At 41.8% G+C, this 15,929-nt stretch carries 14 protein-coding genes, 1 tRNA gene, 1 pseudogene and 1 other annotated feature; of the genes and pseudogenes, 12 read left to right on the forward strand and 4 right to left on the reverse strand.

The features are described from left to right. Positions 1-196: 196 nt before the first annotated feature. Positions 197-772, reverse strand: a complete 576-nt coding sequence (locus EJK17_RS09315; RefSeq protein ID WP_103662415.1) for a phosphatase PAP2 family protein — start codon at positions 770-772, stop codon at positions 197-199. Positions 773-872: 100 nt separating this feature from the next. Then, positions 873-1,853, reverse strand: coding sequence for a choloylglycine hydrolase (bsh, locus tag EJK17_RS09320; protein WP_103662416.1), 981 nt, complete (start codon positions 1,851-1,853; stop codon positions 873-875). A gap of 212 nt (positions 1,854-2,065) precedes the next feature. Here bsh and EJK17_RS09325 point away from each other — a divergent pair, with 212 nt between their 5' ends. Together EJK17_RS09325 and EJK17_RS12155 are read left to right on the forward strand one after the other, a co-directional pair. Beyond that, complete coding sequence (locus EJK17_RS09325; protein WP_127796381.1) at positions 2,066-2,275, forward strand: hypothetical protein; 210 nt, start codon at positions 2,066-2,068, stop codon at positions 2,273-2,275. Continuing rightward, a complete protein-coding gene (locus EJK17_RS12155; RefSeq protein ID WP_161494931.1) occupies positions 2,262-2,474 on the forward strand; it encodes a DUF1828 domain-containing protein in 213 nt (70 codons plus the stop codon). Before EJK17_RS09325 ends, EJK17_RS12155 begins: the two co-directional genes overlap by 14 nt. A gap of 59 nt (positions 2,475-2,533) precedes the next feature. Here the strand turns inward: EJK17_RS12155 and EJK17_RS09335 are convergent. Next, positions 2,534-2,623: transfer RNA gene (locus EJK17_RS09335), tRNA-Ser, on the reverse strand. Positions 2,624-2,831: 208 nt separating this feature from the next. On the opposite strand from EJK17_RS09335, the gene EJK17_RS09340 reads away from it, so the two are divergent. The 10 genes from EJK17_RS09340 (at position 2,832) to EJK17_RS09385 (ending at position 15,553) form a co-directional block, all read left to right on the forward strand. Next, positions 2,832-4,220 carry an amino acid permease gene (locus EJK17_RS09340; protein WP_103662427.1) on the forward strand — a complete coding sequence of 463 codons (1,389 nt, stop codon included), beginning with the start codon at positions 2,832-2,834 and terminating at the stop codon, positions 4,218-4,220. A gap of 70 nt (positions 4,221-4,290) precedes the next feature. Beyond that, positions 4,291-5,247, forward strand: coding sequence for a thymidylate synthase (locus tag EJK17_RS09345; protein WP_103662419.1), 957 nt, complete (start codon positions 4,291-4,293; stop codon positions 5,245-5,247). 10 nt (positions 5,248-5,257) lie between these two features. Further along, positions 5,258-5,764, forward strand: coding sequence for a dihydrofolate reductase (locus EJK17_RS09350; protein WP_103662420.1), 507 nt, complete (start codon positions 5,258-5,260; stop codon positions 5,762-5,764). Between the two features lie 91 nt (positions 5,765-5,855). Next, complete coding sequence (locus EJK17_RS09355) at positions 5,856-8,270, forward strand: cation-translocating P-type ATPase (RefSeq protein WP_127796382.1); 2,415 nt, start codon at positions 5,856-5,858, stop codon at positions 8,268-8,270. Between the two features lie 68 nt (positions 8,271-8,338). Beyond that, positions 8,339-8,578 (forward strand) — a binding site (T-box leader). A 48-nt stretch (positions 8,579-8,626) separates the two neighbouring features. Continuing rightward, positions 8,627-9,481 (forward strand): MetQ/NlpA family ABC transporter substrate-binding protein, encoded by an 855-nt coding sequence (locus EJK17_RS09360; protein WP_103662422.1) that lies wholly within the window; start codon positions 8,627-8,629, stop codon positions 9,479-9,481. 12 nt (positions 9,482-9,493) lie between these two features. Further along, positions 9,494-10,555, forward strand: a complete 1,062-nt coding sequence (locus EJK17_RS09365; RefSeq protein ID WP_103662423.1) for a methionine ABC transporter ATP-binding protein — start codon at positions 9,494-9,496, stop codon at positions 10,553-10,555. Next, entirely contained in the window at positions 10,548-11,249 is a 702-nt protein-coding gene (locus EJK17_RS09370; protein WP_103662424.1) for a methionine ABC transporter permease, read from the forward strand. The genes EJK17_RS09365 and EJK17_RS09370 overlap by 8 nt, the downstream gene beginning before the upstream one ends. Before the next feature lie 480 nt (positions 11,250-11,729). Continuing rightward, positions 11,730-12,656 carry an L-lactate dehydrogenase gene (locus EJK17_RS09375; RefSeq protein WP_103662425.1) on the forward strand — a complete coding sequence of 309 codons (927 nt, stop codon included), beginning with the start codon at positions 11,730-11,732 and terminating at the stop codon, positions 12,654-12,656. 79 nt (positions 12,657-12,735) lie between these two features. Then, positions 12,736-14,139 (forward strand): class II fumarate hydratase, encoded by a 1,404-nt coding sequence (locus tag EJK17_RS09380; protein WP_103662428.1) that lies wholly within the window; start codon positions 12,736-12,738, stop codon positions 14,137-14,139. A 19-nt stretch (positions 14,140-14,158) separates the two neighbouring features. Then, on the forward strand, positions 14,159-15,553 hold the full coding sequence (locus EJK17_RS09385; RefSeq protein WP_127796383.1) for a flavocytochrome c: 1,395 nt from the start codon (positions 14,159-14,161) through the stop codon (positions 15,551-15,553). A 230-nt stretch (positions 15,554-15,783) separates the two neighbouring features. Here the strand turns inward: EJK17_RS09385 and EJK17_RS11875 are convergent. After that, positions 15,784-15,929 (reverse strand): annotated as a pseudogene (locus EJK17_RS11875) (IS110 family transposase); the annotation flags it as partial.

Genomic DNA, 15,929 nt, shown 5'->3' on the forward strand with positions numbered 1-15,929 from the left:
TCTCACGACAATTCTGTAATAATAGAAAAGCATGAAAATCAAAAAGAGTTTGGCAACCGCCAAACTCTTTTTTGTCATGGTCAGAAACAGTCAAAGCCGACTATAGTTACGAACTTAAATTAAGCACTGCGTGCTTTAATTTAGTTCTACACTATCTCGGCGTTGACTCGTGAAGTTTCTTCCCACTGATTTATTTTTAAATCGCTAAAAATATCTGCTGAGAAATACTAAAACAACAAATCGCCAGACTTGTTGCCCCAATAATGTCAGATGGATAGTGCGCTTTTAAACTTAACCGTGATACCACGACCATCAACCACAAGGCTACTAAGACAATCCCAAACCAAGGTCCTAATTGCTTACCGAAAAGTTGCACCAAGATCAAGGCCATCGTGGTTGCGCCTAAAACATGTCCACTAGGGAAACTGTAGCCTTCTTCAAGGTCTGAATGTAAAATAGGCCGCCGGCGCCGGACTAATTTTTTCAAAATAATACCAGCTAGATCAGTAAAGCCCAGCGTTGCCAATACCCAGAGGGCAGTGACGGGGTGGCCTTGATCAATTAACTCACTTGCTAGTAAAACCGCCCAAACTACCATTAGCTTAGGATCATTTAAAAAAGTAATGACCTGCCAGCTATAGCCGTCTCGCTGTCTAACCAGTTTATGGTGCAACCAATGGTCGAACAGGTTGAAGCGCCTAGAAGTCTTAATTTTAAAAACCAGTATTAACAAAATAGCAGCAGCTACTATCAGTATTAACCAATTTTCCATGTATCAATAATCAATCCTTAATAATTCCCATAAAAATACTCTAAGAAAATTCTAGCAGGTTTTTCTTAGAGTAGCTTCTTCCTTGAGGAAAACTTAATAATTAGTTTTGATCATTAATCGTAACTTGATCAAGCATTGGGAAGGTGATTAAGTCACTAGCTGTTAAGTCTTCTTTATGAATATCAATGTGGTTGATGCGCTTGTTTTCGTAAGTAGTGTAGTAGAAGTCACTAGTATCAAGGTTAGTACCACTTGAGTAAATGGTGTATTCAAACTTACCAGGGCCAACTTGGTCGACACCTTTTTGTTGTTCGACTGAGTGCAAAATGTGGAAGTAAGTGTCAATGTTCTTGTTATTGTCGTCGCTAACTGGAGCGTTGAACTTGTTAAAAGTTGCTCTGACAAAGCGTGAAGCTGAATCGGCACCACCAGGTAAATCGCGAGACCCCATCTCACGGCTATAAAGGTTAAAATCAACGTCCTTTGAGAAACCATTCTTTGGTTCAGCTGAGGAAACGTTAGAGTAGTTATTCAAGTTGAACAATTGCAATGGGAACTTAGGGTTATTAGTTAAAACGCCAACTGGGTTGTCGTAAACGTGTAAACCATCTGCGTCTGATTCGATGACTACTGAAGCTCCAGTCTTGTCAGCAAGTAACCAGTGTAATGGTGAAGCTTGCATTTCAGGCTTGAAGTTAAGGTTAGTAATGTTAATGCGGCTAAGTAAGTTCTTAGCTTCTGCAACAGTTCCGCATTGACCTAAGATCCAAGGGATGAATTCAAATGAAGCGATATTGTCTTTATCTTCATCGGTGACTGGGAAATAGTGGGCATTGCCGTTGTAGTTAAGTCCTGCCATCCCCAAGCCTTTTTCATTACTTGCATCGAAGTAAAGTGGGTAACCATCTGCCACCATAGCGATGCCGACAATGGCGTTGTGGTTCTTCAAGCTGGGCATGTTCTTGAACTTAAATTCATACTTACGTGGGGTGATGACCACTTGTTGACCGAAGCTGATTTCAAGGTCGAGATTACGACCGAAGTAGTGATCAGCAGGACTAAAAATAATTGATGTACACATTTGTCTTACTTCCTTTTTGTTTATATCTATTACCTTTTGACAAATCTCAGTTTATCACCTGTGTCATGTTACCCCAAAAGAATACCCTTAAGTGTGGGGAAAAGCAATGATCTAATAAAGATAAATAAACTTATATCGCTATTAAAAACATTTTTAATAGATTACACTAATATAAATCGATTGAAACACAAATTGCGTTAAACAAGGTGAAAATGATGGTTCATATTAATAGCAATCTTTTAGACACAATTCAAGCTCATATACCTAATCAGCTTAAAAATAAAGTCGAATTCAAATTAATTGCTGATGATGATCTTCAAGTGATCACAGCTGTTACTGATCATTTGGGTGATGGTGTCTTATTTAATATTTTAGAAAACAAAGACGATACCTTTATGGAACATGAAAATGAATGGCATTGACTTGACTGAAAAAAATACAACTAGATCTAAATTATTGAATCGCCATCTTCAATCTTTTGATTCGAGTTTAGATAACGATCATATTCAAAAAGTTAATGTTAAGCTTAATAATTTATCTCAAGCAATTAGCGATTTCATTCAATTACTTCTAAGAATATCGGATCTTGGTACGACTAATTGTGAAAATACAAAAAATTAAGGTAAAGAAAACCACCATCGCAAAATAAACGATGATGGCTTTTATATTGAGCTATATTAAGGAGAGTACAGGATTTGAACCTGCGCGCCAGGGATAAACCTGGTTCGCCGGATTTCGAGTCCGGTGCATTACCACTCTGCCAACTCTCCACAACAAAACAATTATAGCAATTTTTTAAATTCAGGTAAATACGAAATTATCTTTACGATAAATAACATCGACGTAATTTGCATTACCACATTTTAATATAGGAAAAAACCTATTTGCCATCTAACATAGAATAGCATAAAATTATAACGAATTATGAAGGCTGACACTAGTTCCAGTCAAAAATTATTTGAGTTGTGTGGTGAAAAAATGAACAAAAAACATCATGCTCCGCAACTGAAACGTACCATGTCCGCCGGACAGATGGAAATGATTTCACTTGGAGGAGCAATCGGCGTTGGGTTGTTTATGGGATCAAGCTCAACGATCAAATGGACTGGTCCCTCAGTCCTGTTAGCTTACATGTTTGTCGGCTTAATTTTGTACATTGTCATGAGGGCATTAGGGGAGATGCTCTATGTCAATCCAGGGACGGGCTCCTTTGCGGATTACGCGACTGAATATGTCCATCCTTTGGCCGGCTATTTAGCTGAATGGGCCAACGTCTTTGAATATATTGTCGTAGGGATGTCCGAAGTGGTGGCCGCGACCGAGTATCTGAAATATTGGTGGCCCAATATCAGTGCCCTGTGGTCTGGGATTATCATCATTGCCTTTTTACTCCTGGCCAACTTAGCCAGTGCCAAAGCATATGCCTCACTGGAATTCTGGTTTGCCATGATCAAGGTCATCACGATTATTCTGATGATTATCTTAGGCTTTATCGTTATCTTCTTTGGTGTCGGTAACGGCGGCAAGCCAACCGGCTTCAGTAACCTCTGGGCGCATGGCGGCTTCTTCACTGGCGGAGTTAAAGGTTTCTTCTTCTCCATGTCCATTATTGTTGGTTCTTATGAAGGCATTGAATTACTCGGGATTTCCGCTGGAGAAGTAGCTCATCCGCAAGAAGCAATTGTTAAAAGCGTCAAGTCCGTTTTATTGCGAATATTGATTTTCTACGTGGGTGCCATCTTCGTAATTGTGACCATCTATCCTTGGAACAAGCTCGATTCACTGGGTTCGCCTTTCGTAACGACTTTTGCCAAGGTAGGGATCACAGCAGCGGCTTCCATTATCAACTTCGTGGTCTTAACCGCGGCTTTGTCAGGAGCTAACTCAGGAATTTATTCTTCTAGTCGGATGCTCTTTAAGCTCTCGCATGACCGTGAAGCACCAAAACTTTTCGGTCATATCTCCAACCGAATCGTGCCTGACCGCGCAATTATGGGGATTTCAGGTGGGATCTTTATTGGTTTTATCCTGAACGTGATCGCTTCTAACTTCAATCACTCAGCTTCAGACTTGTTCGTGATTGTCTTCAGCTCCTCAGTTTTGCCAGGGATGATTCCATGGTTTGTGATTTTGCTGGCAGAATTAAGATTTAGAAAACACAACAAGAAGCAATTGCAAGATCACCCATTTAAATTGCCGCTTTATCCGTTTTCAAACTATTTTGCCTTTGCTATGCTCGTGGTGATTGTGATTTTCATGTTTATCAATCCGGATACGCGGATTTCAGTTAGTGTCGGGGCCTTGGTGTTAATCGTGGCTGCGCTGGTTTATGTAATTCGACACAGAGGTGAAATCACAAAATCTTGAGGCAAGAATAGCTAATAATCACAAGATGTGGTAGTCTAGTATTAATCATTGAAGGATAGAAGGAAGCACAATGGCAATACTAGAACAACCTTATTTAGATCTTTTACAAAAAATAATGGCGGAAGGTCATGACAAGAGTGACCGTACCGGCACCGGGACGCGGAGTCTCTTTGGTGCGCAGATGCGGTTTGACTTGAGTCAGGGCTTTCCGCTTTTAACTAGCAAAAAAGTGCCTTTTGGTTTAATTAAAAGTGAACTCTTATGGTTCTTGCGGGGTGACACCAACATCCGCTTTTTACTTGAGCACCACAATCATATTTGGGATGAATGGGCCTTTAAAAATTGGGTGACTAGTTCTGAGTATCAAGGCCCTGATATGACCAACTTTGGCTTACGTAGTCAAAGTGATCCGAAATTTAACCAGCAATATCAAGCCGAAATGAAAAAGTTTGATGAACGCATTCTGAGCGATGAAGCTTTTGCCCAAAAATACGGTAACTTAGGTGATGTCTATGGTGCTCAATGGCGCCATTGGGAAAAGCGGGCAGGTGGCTTTATTGATCAAATTCAAAATGTGATCGATCAGATTAAGCAGACTCCCGATTCCCGGCGCCTGATTGTGACGGCTTGGAATCCTGAAGATGTGCCGACTAGCGCCTTGCCACCATGCCATGTTTTGTTCCAATTCTATGTCGTTGATGGTAAGCTGAGCTTGCAGCTGTATCAACGCTCAGGTGATATGTTCTTGGGTGTACCGTTTAACATTGCGAGTTACGCCTTGCTCTTGCACATGATTGCGCGCGAAACAGGACTTGAAGTAGGTGAGTTTGTCCATACTCTGGGGGATGCCCATATTTACCGGAACCATTTTGAGCAAGTCAAAGAATTACTCAGTCGCCAGCCTTATGATTCACCAGAATTATGGCTGAATCCCGCTAAAAAGCACATCGATGACTTTGAGATGACGGATATTAAGGTGCTTGATTACCACCACCATGGCTCAATTAAGGCACCAGTGGCAGTATAGGAGGCCAGCAATGATTACTTATGTTTGGGCTGAAGATCAGCAAGGAGGTATTGGCTATCAGGGCCATTTGCCGTGGCGTATGCCCGCTGATCTCCACCATTTTAAGGAAAAAACCATGGGGCATCCGATCTTAATGGGGCGCAAGACCTTTGCTAGTTTGCCTAAACTCTTGCCAGGGCGTAAACATTTGGTTTTAACCCATAATCAAGACTTAAGAAAGAAGTATCAGGACAATGATCAAGTAAGTTTCTTTGCGTCGCTTGAGGAAGTAAAAGACTATCTTGCTGATCACCAAGACGATCAGATTTGCGTGATTGGTGGGGTGTCAGTGTTTCAAGGCTTACTAGACCAAGTGGATGTGTTAGAAAAAACTTTCATCGACCACACTTTTAAAACGGATACGAAGATGCCAGCGATTGATTACACTCGCTTCAAATTAATTAACGAAGAGGCTCATGCAGCTGATGCCAAGAATCTTTATCCGTACACTTTTTTAACTTATCAAAGAAATAACTAAATTATGATTAAAGTCTAGCTTGTCAATTGCAAGTTAGGCTTTTCTTTCGCTATAATATTTAGTCAAAGAAACGTAAAAAGGTGATTATTTCATGGACGAAACAAAGCAGACTTTGACTGGTTTAAGCCAGGCAGAAGTTGAAGAACGGGTAAAAAACGGTCAAGTCAACCGCGCAGTTGATGACCAATTTAAGACCAACACTCAGATTATTCGCGAAAATGTTTTTACTTACTTTAACTTGATTTTTGTGGTTTTAGCTGTGCTGTTAATTCTGGTTGGGGCTTACAAGGACTTGACCTTCTTACCGGTGATTATCTTGAACACGATCATCGGAATTATTCAGGAAATTCGCGCGAAAAGAATCCTGAGTAAGTTAAATGTGATGAGTGCCACTCACGTGACTGCAATCCGCGGTGGACAAGAAGTCCAGGTAGCCATTGAAGAGCTGGTGGTCGATGATATCATCAAGCTTAAGACGGGGGAGCAGATTCCGGCCGATGGCAAAATCGTTAGCGGCGAAATTCGGGTGAATGAGTCGCTGTTAACCGGTGAATCGGATGAAATTAAGAAAACCGTCAATTCTGAATTAATGTCGGGTTCGTTTGTCGTCTCTGGCGAGGCTTATGCCAAGCTAGAAAAAGTTGGTAAGGAATCTTACATTTCTAAATTAACCATTGAAGCTAAAGCCATGGGTGGGACCGAGCAGTCAGAAATGGTGCGGTCAATTAACCGCTTAGTTAAGTGGGTCGGAATCATTATTATTCCGATTGGACTAGCTTTGTTTTGTCAGAGTTACTTCTTCAATCACGCCGGCATTGCCCGGAGCGTGGTTTCCATGGAAGCAGCTTTGATTGGGATGATTCCGGAAGGCCTTTACTTGTTAACGACCATTGCCTTGGCTTTAGCTGCTACGCGGTTAGCCCGCCGGGAAGTCATGTTGCACGATATGAAGAGTGTTGAAACTCTGGCGCGGGTTAATGTCCTGTGCGTGGATAAGACAGGTACCATTACTGAGCCCAAAATGGGTGTTGAAAAGGCCATTGTTTCGCCAAAAGCTCAAGTCAAAAACTTGGACCAAATCATCAGTGATTTTGCCGCTAATATGCCAGCCGATAACGCGACCATGAAGGCCATTCATGAACATTTCACGAGCTCGACTGGTAAGCAAGCGACAACGGTAATTCCTTTTACTTCCGTTAATAAGTATTCAGCGGTAGTTTTTGGCGATAACACTACAGTCATTGGAGCTCCAGAAATGGTCTTACGTGATCAATTTCAAGATTATGCCGATGAATTTGAAAATTACGCCAATCAAGGCTACCGGGTTCTGATCGTGGCCAACTATCCAGCGGCTTTAACTGAAGAAAAGTCGCAATTAACCCAAGAGGTACAAGTACTTGGCTATATTCTGTTAACTAATCCGATCCGTAAAGAAGCTAAGAGCACCTTTGAATACTTCGCCAAACAAGGCGTCCAAATTAAAGTTATTTCAGGGGATAATCCCTTAACGGTCTCCCGGGTAGCCAGTCAGGCCGGTATTAGCGGGGCGGACAAGTTCCTTGATGCCCAAACCATTAAAGATGGCGAATATGAAAATGCGGTCAAGAACTATAACGTCTTTGGCCGGGTGAAACCGGAACAAAAGAAGAAGTTTGTGATTGCCTTGCAAAATCAAGGTAATACGGTTGCCATGACCGGGGATGGGGTCAATGATATTTTAGCCATGAAGAAGGCCGACTGTTCCATTGCCATGGCTTCAGGCAATAGTGCTGCGGTGCAAGCCTCCCAAGTGGTCTTGCTTGATTCTAACTTTGTCAAAATGCCGGACGTGGTCAATGAAGGGCGTCGCGTGGTTAACAATATTCAACGGTCAGCTAGTCTGTTCTTGGTGAAAAACATTTTCTCATTCTTGATGGCGATCTTCTCCCTGATTATGACCATTAATTATCCGCTTCAACCATCACAAATCACCTTGATTTCCGCCTTTACCATTGGTTTGCCATCCTTTATGTTGGCCTTAGAAAGTAACCACAACCGGATTCGCGGCAAGTTCATTCCGAATGTCTTGGCTCGGGCCATTCCTGGTGGCTTAACTGACATGTTAGCCGTCAGCATTCTGGTCGTGGCTGGTTCCTACATTGCCTTAGACCACGACCAAGTTGGAACCACAGCTACTTTGTTGTTAATTTTAGTCGGGACCATGGTGATGTACCACATTTCCGCACCACTGAATAAATTCCGCTTATCCGTCATTGCCCTCTCCCTAGTAGGAGTCGTTGGCTCAATTATCTTCTTACATAACTTGTTCTCTTTGAGCATGCTCAAACCGCGGTCAATTTTCATGTTGCTGGTGCTCTTCTTTGCAGCGGTAACGATTTTCAGATGGCTATCGCATATGCTCGATGGCGTGGCCGAAGTCCTAGTCGTCTTTGATCAAAAAGGTAAAAGCATGACCTTTGCGGATTTGCATGAGGCCTACCATCGCGGCCGTAAGCAAGGAAAATAATTGAAAAAATTAAAATAATAGTTGACAAGATTAAAAGCGAATGATAAATTTATTTACAATTAAATGATTTAAACATCTTGAAAAGCAGAGTAACTAATTTATTCACTACTACAGAGAGCTGAGGAGTAGGTGAGACTCAGTTAGTGAAGGTTAGTGAACATGGGCTTGAAATGATGACTGTCAGTGATATTTAGCTGGCAGCGGGTTTGCACTCGTTAACACAGCAGGCTATTTTTTGATAGTCGTTGAGAGCTATTATGTGAGTAATAGTTAAACTAAGGTGGTAACACGAAGCATTCGTCCTTTTTGATGACGGGTGCTTTTTTTATTGAAAAAACACTTGGAGGGTTGTTCTTATGAGAAAGAGAAGACGCAGAAATACCATTATTTGGTCAATTATTGCAGTAGTAATTTTAGTTGCAGGGTGGTTTAGTTTCGGACCAGGGATTCCGAGTCAAGCTAATCAAAAGACCGTGACCGTTGGGGTGGTTGGTCAGAGTAAGCAAGATGAAGCCATCTGGAAGCAAATTGCGAAAACTGCCAAACAAAAATATGGCATTATTATTAAAACTAAGAATTTCACTGACTATAACCAACCAAATAAGGCCTTGAAGTCAGGTGATATTGATTTAAACGCCTTCCAACACTACGCTTTCTTAAAGTCTTGGAATGAGGCGAACCACGGCGGGGTAATTGCAATTGGTAAAACTTACATTGCGCCAATCAGATTGTATTCAAAGAAATACCACAAGTTGAGCCAATTACCAGACGGCGCCACGATCGCTATTCCTAATGACGCCACTAATGAATCAAGAGCCTTGTTTGTCTTAAAGAATGCCGGGTTGATTTCTTTAAGAAAGGGCAAGAAGTTAGTCACCGTGGCTGACATTACTAATAATCCCAACAACTTGAAGATTAAGGAAGTAGCCACTGAGCAAACTGGCCGGGTCCTTGACTCAGTTGACGCAGCGGTGGTTAACAACGACTATGCTGGTCCAGCTGGTTTAACTGATAAGCAAACGATCTATATCGAACCAATTAATAAGGATTCACAGCAATGGATTAACATTATCTGTGCCCGCAAGGATCAAGCTAAGAAGAAGTTGTACCAAGATGTAGTGAAGGCTTTCCAAACACCAGAAACTAAGAAGCTCTACCACAAGTACTACGGCAACAGTCAAATTGCTGCTTGGGATGTTAAGTTGAAATAGGAGGAAACAGACATGAGTATTATTGAATTAAACAAGATTAATGTTGACTTTCCGCAGAAAAAAAGCCAGGTTGTCCGCGCGGTCAAGGACTTAACCTTGCACATTGACAAGGGTGATATTTATGGCGTGGTAGGTTTCTCAGGCGCTGGTAAATCCACGATGGTGCGGACCATTAACTTACTCCAACATCCAAGTTCAGGGGACATTACTGTCAATGGTGTGGACTTTGTCAAAGATGGTAAGCAAGTGATTTCTAACAAGGACTTGCAGTTAGCTCGGCGTAAGATCGGGATGATTTTTCAACACTTCAACTTATTAAATGAAACAACGGTCTTAGAAAATGTGGCTTTTGCCTTAAAGCATGCAAAATTAAGTGATGAAGAATTAGAGAAGCGATCTTTGGAACTGCTTGATCTGGTTGACTTAAAGGACAAAGCTGACTTTTATCCATCGGAACTTTCCGGTGGACAGCAACAAAGAGTGGCGATTGCTAGAGCCTTGGCGAACAAGCCTGATATTTTGATCTCTGATGAAGCAACCAGTGCCTTGGACCCACAAAATACCCAACAAATTTTGGAATTACTCAAGAAGTTAAACCGTGAATTAGGCTTGACCGTGGTTTTGATTACCCACGAAATGGAAGCCGTGAAGAAAATTGCCACCAAAGTTGCCGTCATGGAAGATGGCCAAATTATTGAAAATGGTAGTCTGCGGCAGATTTTCTTACATCCAAAAGAAGAATTAACCAAGCGCTTTGTTGGTGGGTCTCTTGAAGCCATGACGACTCTTGAAAAATTGAACTTGGGTCAATTGCAAGCAAACGAAGCCGTCTACCAGTTGGTCTACAATGTGGCTAACGTGACTAAGTCAATTATTATTGAGCTCTTCCAAAAAGTTGGTGTTGAAACCAGTATGTTATATGGGAATGTGGAGCTCTTGAATGATGAACCGATCGGGACGTTGGTAGTTTTGATCAAAGGGGATGCAGACAAGCAAAAGCAAGCGCAAGCATTCTTACATGAACAAGAAGTTACCGTAACAAGATTGGATGAAAAGGGGAAGGTATATGATTAGTTGGTTTGAAAAAGTAGCACCAAATGTCGTTCAGTTAGGATGGGGCGGTGAAGCTGGTTGGGGAACCAGTATTTTCCAAACCTTATTCATGACCTTTTGGGCAGCCATCTTTGGCGGCATTTTAGGAATTATCTTTGGCGTGTTATTAGTCATTACGAAAGAAGATGGCGTGCGACCAAACAAGTTCTGGTTCAATGTCTGTGATAAGTTAGTCTCTATCTTCCGGGCCATTCCGTTCATTATTTTGTTAGCCTTTATTGCGCCCGTCACCCAGAAGATTGTGGGGACCCAAATTGGGATGAAGGCCGCCTTAGTTCCTCTGACTTTAGGAGTTTTTCCTTTCTATGCGCGGCAAGTGCAAGTCGCTTTAGAAAGTGTTGACACAGGTAAAGTTGAAGCCGCCGAAAGTTTAGGTGCCACCTTAACTGATATTATCTTTGACGTTTACTTACGTGAATCACGTTCTGAATTAGTCAGAGTCTCAACGGTTACCATTATTAGTTTGATCGGTTTAACTGCTATGGCTGGTGCTATTGGTGCCGGTGGTTTAGGTAACACCGCCATTTCCTATGGTTACAACCGTTTCAATAATGATGTGACCTGGGTCGCAACGATCTTAGTTGTGATCTTGATCTTCATCGTGCAAGTGGTCGGTGATTTCTTTGCCAAGAAATTGAACCATCAGAATCGTTAAAAGACAAAATACTTAATTCACAAGGCATAACATTTGTAATTTAATCTGAAAGAGCTATCATAATCAGTGTAGTGAGGTACACATACATCTTCTGCTTGATGATATTGTCCTCCTCCTCTTGGCGGTGGGAGATGTGTGCAAATGATAATACAATGCGTTTATTCCTTATGATGACAGGCAATGCAAAAACCAGCATTGCTCGTTTTTTTGTCTCAAAAAATCTATTTCTTCCTTATAAGAAACCAAACCTCCACCTAATAATTCATCACGCCAAAATACCACCTTCATAAAAGCAAGTAACTCCCAAAAACAAGCTACTTGCTTTTTGCATATCTAAAATTACTGCAAAATATTTAAAAATCTTAAAAAAGCAATAAAAAATCAAAAAAATGCAAAAATGTAAGCGCTTGATGGAAAAACTATTGTATAATGTTATGTGTAATCGATAACAAGTTGATTTTCGTATGAAAGGAAAATTCTATGAGTAGAAAAGTATTTCTTGTCGGAGACGGCGCTGTTGGTTCAACTTTTGCAAACGACTTGTTGCAAAACTGTAATGTTGAAGAATTAACTATCTGTGATGTTGCTAAAGAACGTCCAGTTGGTGACTCAATGGACCTTGAAGATATCACTCCATTTATGGGTCAAACCAACATCCACCCAGGTGAATATAGCGATGCTGGGGATGCAGACGTTTGCGTCATCACTGCTGGTGTCCCAAGAAAGCCTGGCGAAACTAGACTTGACTTGGTTGCAAAGAACGTTAAGATCTTGAAGAGTATCGTTAAGCCAGTTGTTGACTCAGGCTTTAAGGGTGTCTTCGTAGTTTCTGCTAACCCAGTTGATATCTTGACTACTTTGACCCAAAAGTTGTCAGGCTTCCCTAAGAATAGAGTTATCGGTACTGGTACTTCACTTGACTCAATGCGTTTACGTGTTGAACTTGCTAAGAAGCTTAACGTTCCAGTTGCTAAGGTTAACTCAATGGTTCTTGGTGAACATGGTGATACTAGTTTTGAAAACTTCGACGAAAGCTTGGTTGATAACAAGCCACTTCGTGACTATGCCGAAATCAACGATGACGTTTTAAGTGAAATTGAAACTGACGTCCGCAAGAAGGGTGGTAAGATCATTGCTAACAAGGGTGCTACCTTCTATGGTGTTGCCATGATGCTTACCCAAATCGTCAGTGCAGTCTTGGACAACCGTTCAATCTGCTTACCATTGTCAGCTCCAATTAACGGTGAATATGGCATTAAGCATGACCTTTACTTAGGTACTCCAACTGTCATTGACGGTAACGGTATCAGCCACGTCATTGAAATTAAGTTATCAAAGGCTGAACAAGAAAAGATGCTTAACTCAGCTAACAAGATGCAAGAAGTCTTGGATGGTGTTGAACTTTAATTATTGTCAAATAAAGAAAGTGGTTATAACTCGTCTAGACAAGCTATAACCACTTTTGTTTTATCAAAAAAGGAGAAAAATCATGACTGAAGAATACCGCGTTGAAAGTGATACTATTGGTCCCGTAAAGATTCCTAAGGATGCTCTCTGGGGTCCGCAAACTGAAAGAAGTCGCAACAACTTCCCAAGTGGTGAAGAAATGCCATTGGCCATCATCCGTGCTTTCCTTCACTTGAAGAAGGCTGCCGCTGAATCAAACGTTGAAGTTGGCGATGAACCTAAGGAAAAAGGTGAAGCAATCGAAGATGCCATTGATAAGTTGTTAGCCATGAGCGACACTGACTTACGTAAGGACTTCCCACTTCACGTATTGCAAACCGGTTCAGGTACCCAAAGTAACATGAACGTTAACGAAGTTGTTGCTAACCTTGCTAACAAGTTGCACCCAGGTTTGAACATCTTGCCTAACGACGATGTTAACCGTGGACAATCTTCAAACGACACTTACCCAACTGCGATGAACATTGTGGCTGTTGAAGCCCTTGATAAACTTGAACCAGCAATCCAACACTTAATCGGCGAATTAGTCGTTAAGGAAAAGAAGTACTGGAAGACCGTTAAGGTTGGTCGGACCCACTTGCAAGACGCAACCCCATTGACCTTTGGTCAAGAATTGTCTGGTTATATTTCAGCTTTGAAGCATAACTTGAAGTACATTCAAGAATTGAAGCCAACCCTTTACGAATTAGCCATCGGTGGTACTGCTGTTGGTACTGGTTTGAACGCTGCTCCAGGGATGACGGAAAAGATCGTGGCTAAGTTATCTGAAGAATACGGTCATAAGTTTGAATATGACACCAACAAGTTCTGGGGCTTAGCTCACCACTCAGGTATTGATGTAATGCACGGTGCGCTTAAGACTTTGGCAGCTGATATGTTCAAGATTGCGCAAGATATTCGTTTACTTGCTTCAGGTCCTAGAGCTGGTTACGGTGAATTGAACATTCCAGCAAATGAACCAGGTTCAAGTATCATGCCAGGTAAGGTTAACCCAACTCAAGCTGAAGCTGTTACCATGGCTGCCGCTAAGGTCTTCGGTAATGACACCACCATTACCTTTGCTGCAAGTCAAGGTAACTTCGAAATGAACGTCTTTAAGACAGTGATGATCGCTGCTTTCCTTGACTCATGTGATATCTTGACTGGTACCATTACTGGCTTTGCTGACAAGATGATTCATGGCTTGACTGTTAACGAAAAGCGCATGGATGACTTACTTGATAACTCACTCATGACGGTTACGGCTTTGTCACCACACATTGGTTACCACGATGCTGCTAAGATTGCGCAAGCTGCTGATAAGGAAGGCACCACCTTACGTGAAGCTGCCCTTAAGAGTGGTAAAGTAACAGAAAAGCAATACGACGAATGGATGGACTACATGCAAATGACCAACGTCGACAAGCATGAACCAGAAGAATAGAAAAGAATAGGGGATCAAATTGGCAAAATATGTTTTCACACCTAAAAGACCCAACGAAATCGCATCCGACTACGATATTGTGATCGTCGGTGCTGGTGGTACAGGCTTAACTGCTGCCCTTCAAGCTCATGAATTAGGCATGAAGGTCGCAGTCTTTGAAAAGAACGAACAACTTGGTGGTAACACCAACCGTGCTTCAAGTGGGATGAACGCCGCTGAAAGTTTGGTGCAATTAAAGGAAGGTATCATCGATAATAAGGAAGACTTTTATCAGGAAACCTTAAAGGGTGGTGGCCTCTTAAACGACTGCGACATGTTACACTACTTCGTTGACCATTCTGCCATTGCCATTGACTGGTTAATGGAACACGGCATTGAATTGACTGACTTGACCATTACGGGAGGGATGAGCAAGAAGCGCGCTCACCGTCCAGCTTCCAAGGCCCCAGTTGGTGGTTACTTAGTAACTGGCTTATTGAAGCAATGTGAAAAAGAAGAAATTCCACTCTTCAATAATGCGAAGGTAGTTAAACTCCGTCAAAACGCCGCTAAGGAAGTAACTGGCGCTGAAGTTGAAACTGAAATTGGCAACAGTGTTGTTAACGCTAAGGCTGTCTTATTGGCTAGTGGTGGTTTCGGTGCTTCTAAAGACATTATTAAGAAGTATCGTCCAGACTTAGTTGGTTACCATACCACTAACCAACCAGGTGCAACTGGTGACGGTTTGAAGTTAGCTGAAGACATTGGCGCCCAGCTCATGCAAATGAACTTCATCCAAGTGCACCCAACTGCTCAAACTGACACTGACCATACCTTCTTAATTGGTGAAGGAGTCCGTGGTGAAGGTGCGATCTTAGTTAACAAGAGTGGGGAAAGATTCGTTAACGAATTGAACACGCGTAAGATCGTTTCTAACGCCATCACTGCTTTGGATGAAGACGGGGCATACCTCATCTTGGATCAAGGCATTCGTGACCACTTCAAGGCCATTGAATTCTACGATTCAGTAGGTGTGGTCGAACACGGTGATACTTTGGCAGACTTAGCTAAGAAGATCGGTGTGAATGCTGACAACTTAGAAAAGACAGTGGCTAAGTGGAATGAAGCCGTTGACAAGCACGATGACGCTGCATTTGGTAGAACGACTGGAATGGATCGTGGCATTAGCAAAGCTCCTTACTTTGCCATTCATATTCACCCAGCTATTCACTACACGATGGGTGGTATTCACATTACCCCAGAGACCAAGGTCTTAGATGGTAACGGTAATGTGATTAACGGCTTGTATGCCGCTGGTGAAGTATCTGGCGGACTCCACGGTAACAACCGAATCGGTGGTAACTCCATTGCGGAAACGGTGATCTTTGGTCGGCAAGCAGGGATGCAAATAACAAAGGACATTCGTGAAAAGTAGATATTAAGACATATGTATTAATATTTTGTTTTAGAAAAGCACTGAGCGAGAGCTTGGTGCCTTTTTCTACCTAAAATCAAGTATTATCAAAGATTTAAAGAAGAATTTTTAGTCTTTTGATGAGGCGAATAAGATTAAAGTCAGTCTGAGAACCCAATACAGGGCATGACAAAATAAGTCTCCATTTTAATCATTTTGTGCAGACTGATATACTTATAAATGATTAATCATTAACTTTGATTATGAAGGGATTTACGGTAATCATATGGTTGATCATTAATAATTAGAGCATAGATTGTCCGAATCAGTTTATGCATAGATGCAATAGCAGCTTTCTTGTAGCCTCTGGCTTTCGAAAGCTGTTTTTTGTAATCAT

The organism is Lactobacillus xujianguonis (genome assembly GCF_004009905.1).
Taxonomy (GTDB): Bacteria; Bacillota; Bacilli; order Lactobacillales; family Lactobacillaceae; genus Lactobacillus; species Lactobacillus xujianguonis.

Bases quoted from the DNA above. Each gene is read 5' to 3' on its own strand.
- EJK17_RS09315 (WP_103662415.1), bottom strand. From the start codon at position 772: ATGGAAAATTGGTTAATACTGATAGTAGCTGCTGCTATTTTGTTAATA.
- bsh (WP_103662416.1), bottom strand. From the start codon at position 1,853: ATGTGTACATCAATTATTTTTAGTCCTGCTGATCACTACTTCGGTCGT.
- EJK17_RS09325 (WP_127796381.1), top strand. From the start codon at position 2,066: ATGATGGTTCATATTAATAGCAATCTTTTAGACACAATTCAAGCTCAT.
- EJK17_RS12155 (WP_161494931.1), top strand. From the start codon at position 2,262: ATGAATGGCATTGACTTGACTGAAAAAAATACAACTAGATCTAAATTA.
- EJK17_RS09340 (WP_103662427.1), top strand. From the start codon at position 2,832: ATGAACAAAAAACATCATGCTCCGCAACTGAAACGTACCATGTCCGCC.
- EJK17_RS09345 (WP_103662419.1), top strand. From the start codon at position 4,291: ATGGCAATACTAGAACAACCTTATTTAGATCTTTTACAAAAAATAATG.
- EJK17_RS09350 (WP_103662420.1), top strand. From the start codon at position 5,258: ATGATTACTTATGTTTGGGCTGAAGATCAGCAAGGAGGTATTGGCTAT.
- EJK17_RS09355 (WP_127796382.1), top strand. From the start codon at position 5,856: ATGGACGAAACAAAGCAGACTTTGACTGGTTTAAGCCAGGCAGAAGTT.
- EJK17_RS09360 (WP_103662422.1), top strand. From the start codon at position 8,627: ATGAGAAAGAGAAGACGCAGAAATACCATTATTTGGTCAATTATTGCA.
- EJK17_RS09365 (WP_103662423.1), top strand. From the start codon at position 9,494: ATGAGTATTATTGAATTAAACAAGATTAATGTTGACTTTCCGCAGAAA.
- EJK17_RS09370 (WP_103662424.1), top strand. From the start codon at position 10,548: ATGATTAGTTGGTTTGAAAAAGTAGCACCAAATGTCGTTCAGTTAGGA.
- EJK17_RS09375 (WP_103662425.1), top strand. From the start codon at position 11,730: ATGAGTAGAAAAGTATTTCTTGTCGGAGACGGCGCTGTTGGTTCAACT.